This window comes from Sporomusa sp. (assembly GCF_057736855.1).
Window position 1 is genome coordinate 1 of the sequence record NZ_JBYKYF010000372.1, and the last position, 2,568, is coordinate 2,568.

5 protein-coding genes and 1 pseudogene are annotated in these 2,568 nt (G+C 35.7%); all 6 read right to left on the minus strand.

Annotated features, from left to right (window positions below; translation table 11 throughout):
- On the minus strand, positions 1-514 hold a 514-nt coding region (gene cas4 / locus AC29Z1_RS16375), incomplete at its 3' end, for a CRISPR-associated protein Cas4 (protein WP_488272520.1).
- Complete coding sequence (locus AC29Z1_RS16380; protein ID WP_011026128.1) at positions 511-798, minus strand: hypothetical protein; 288 nt, start codon at positions 796-798, stop codon at positions 511-513. The genes AC29Z1_RS16380 and cas4, both read right to left, overlap by 4 nt.
- 38 nt (positions 799-836) lie before the next feature.
- Positions 837-983 (minus strand): annotated as a pseudogene (locus AC29Z1_RS16385) (adenine nucleotide alpha hydrolase family protein); the annotation flags it as partial.
- Positions 950-1,231 (minus strand): potassium-transporting ATPase subunit C, encoded by a 282-nt coding sequence (locus AC29Z1_RS16390; protein ID WP_488272521.1) that lies wholly within the window; start codon positions 1,229-1,231, stop codon positions 950-952. The pseudogene AC29Z1_RS16385 and the gene AC29Z1_RS16390, both read right to left, overlap by 34 nt.
- Before the next feature lies 1 nt (position 1,232).
- Positions 1,233-1,535: a hypothetical protein gene (locus AC29Z1_RS16395; RefSeq protein WP_488272522.1), complete on the minus strand. Its 303-nt coding sequence runs from the start codon at positions 1,533-1,535 to the stop codon at positions 1,233-1,235.
- A 65-nt stretch (positions 1,536-1,600) separates the two neighbouring features.
- On the minus strand, positions 1,601-2,568 hold a 968-nt coding region (locus AC29Z1_RS16400; protein WP_488272523.1), incomplete at its 5' end, for a phosphohexomutase domain-containing protein.

Here is a 2,568-nt window from a genome sequence, read left to right on the forward strand (position 1 = left end):
GGCAGAAGCGGCAAAGAGAAAAAGAAGGAGTCACAGAAGGCATGTACACCCCTTTTTCCATCTTCCTCATTTGTTCTAAAATTTTTAAAAGTTCTTTTCTTAAATATTTCCTGTTATAAACTTCAAACATGGCATTTCTATAAACTATCCGTCCTCTTTTTACTCTCTTTTGATACTCCTCTTCTATTATCACAAAATATGCTACAAGCTGCATCACATCTTTAAAATAGGGCGAATCTTCTGCATCACTGCTTTTTAGCTCTATTGGGACAAGCTCGTCTCCAACCTGATAGATGTAATCAGGTTTTCCGGTCAAACCATATTTCTCTGACTTTAGCAGCTTCCCGTAAACTACCCCTTTTCCTTTGACTTGCTGCGGCTTATCTACGTATATCAATTTGCCTCCCCTAAAGCCTATACTCCTTCTCATCCTTCTGTAAAAAGGCCTTTGTTCAATTATCGAATAAATCAAAAGATAAAGCACAATAAGGAGAAAAACTATATTTAGAATCATCTCACATACCTCATCACAAATAAAATCAGTAAAATCAAAAATACAATTCCAAAAGCGATAGCATACCTTTTGTATCTAAGTTTTACGATGTCTTTATAGTACTTTTCATGATAGTCTATTCCCCTCTTAAAATTTACAAACTGCTCTTCCCTCTCTGAAGGCTCTCTCAAATTGTTGATATATTCGAGTCCGTACTTTTTTATGTAATACCACTGATAAGGACAGTAAAGAAACTGATTTACTTCAGTAGCGGATATATACCCCTTTTTCTCCTCTTTTTTCATATCGCAACCCTTCTTAAAACTTTATAAAAAAAGGGGGATTAACCCCTCGGATCAGCAACTACAAGCACATCTATAAATTTGGTCCCCTTCATTATCCTTCTCACAATTGAGCCTCTTATTATTTCCTCTATCCTTCTTCTTACAGACTGTCCTACCACAATCTGAGTAATGGCATTTTCCTCAGCAGATCACCCGAGGAAGTAACATCGTAGTCCACAGCAGAAGGCCTTCCCATGAACCAGTGAGGGTCAGTAAACTTCTGCCCTATAAGCTCTGAACCAACAGGTTTACCATCTACTTTAATTATACTACCTTTTGCCTGATAAGGAAATAATAAATTTGCAATCCCAGTCATTACAAAAGGATACACCAATCCCAGCAAAACCATAAAAACCAGTGTAAATTTTATCGTCCTTTTAATCTCTTCGCCCATATTAAAATCCCACAAATGGAGCAATCAAACCACCTAATCCATAAATGAGCAAGTTCCTCATAAGCAAGGCATTGGCGCTCATGGGTCTATACTTTACTCCTCTCATAGCTATAGGAATGAGTATAGGTATTATAATCGCATTATATATCAAGGCTGACAGTATAGCATTTGTTGGAGATGAAAGTTTCATCACGTCTAAAACTTTTATTGCCGGCAAAGTTTCAGAAATAATGGCAGGGAGAATGGCAAAATATTTTGCCACGTCATTTGCAATGCTAAAAGTAGTAAGAGCTCCTCTTGCCATGTCTTCCAGACATTTTTGTTAATTTATTTACTAATTATTGTACCATTTTAATTTATCACTTTACATTACTTTCCATCATTTTTCAATAAAATATCCTGTATCTTTTTTTTATAAATTGTAAAAAGCCTTTCAGCTTTCTCCGGTGTCAATGCCTCCACATACACATTGCAAAAAGGAAGTTCGCTATCGGGAACCACTAGAACCCATCCTTCATCCTCTTCAAACCTTAGCCCATCCAAAAATGTAACATTATTTTTACGGGTTTCAAACAGTTCTCTTATTATTCTCCCCTTATCCTTCCAATCACATCTTATTCTCTTGACTGTTTTATACCTAAGAGGAAAACTATCTTTTATCTCCGAAAGGCTTTTATTCTTTAACCTTACGTATTCAATCACTTCTAACAAAAAGTTTATCCCGTCAAAAGAAAGGTCAAAATACACCTGCCTTCCCTCTTCTAAATTAGTCATCGACCTCATAAGGTCCCTTGGTGAAATCTTTCCTACAACTGTCTCTACTGCAAGTTCTTCTGCAAACTCTGCCAAATACTTGGAACTGTTAAAAGGCAGTACAACTTTCTTTAGACCTTTTTCCCTGGCAATCAACATCTTTAGATAATTCACTTCATCTTCATCAAATTTCCTATCTTTTTCGTCATAAAGTTCTATCTCTTCCCCATTCTTTTTCAATTTCACTTTCAAGTGATAGTTTTGGTCATCTAAAATTTGCTCTCCTTTTATCTGCAGAAGCACTTTTTTAGTCCATTCATCATGAGGCTTAACCTTTATCTTGAAAGAATCTGCTCTATTTTTGACAAGATAATCCTTATAATCTCCCTCTACATCCACCTCTTTTATTGGCTTTATGTCTTCTATTTTTCTTCTTGATATGTCGTGAATTTTTAATTTATTCTCTATCTTCTTCTCCAAATTTCTATCTATATCCATTCCCTCTCCATCCAAAAATAAAATTCTAATTTCCTCCCCTATCCTTTCTACATACACCCCTCCTTTTGCACTTCTTAACCTGATTC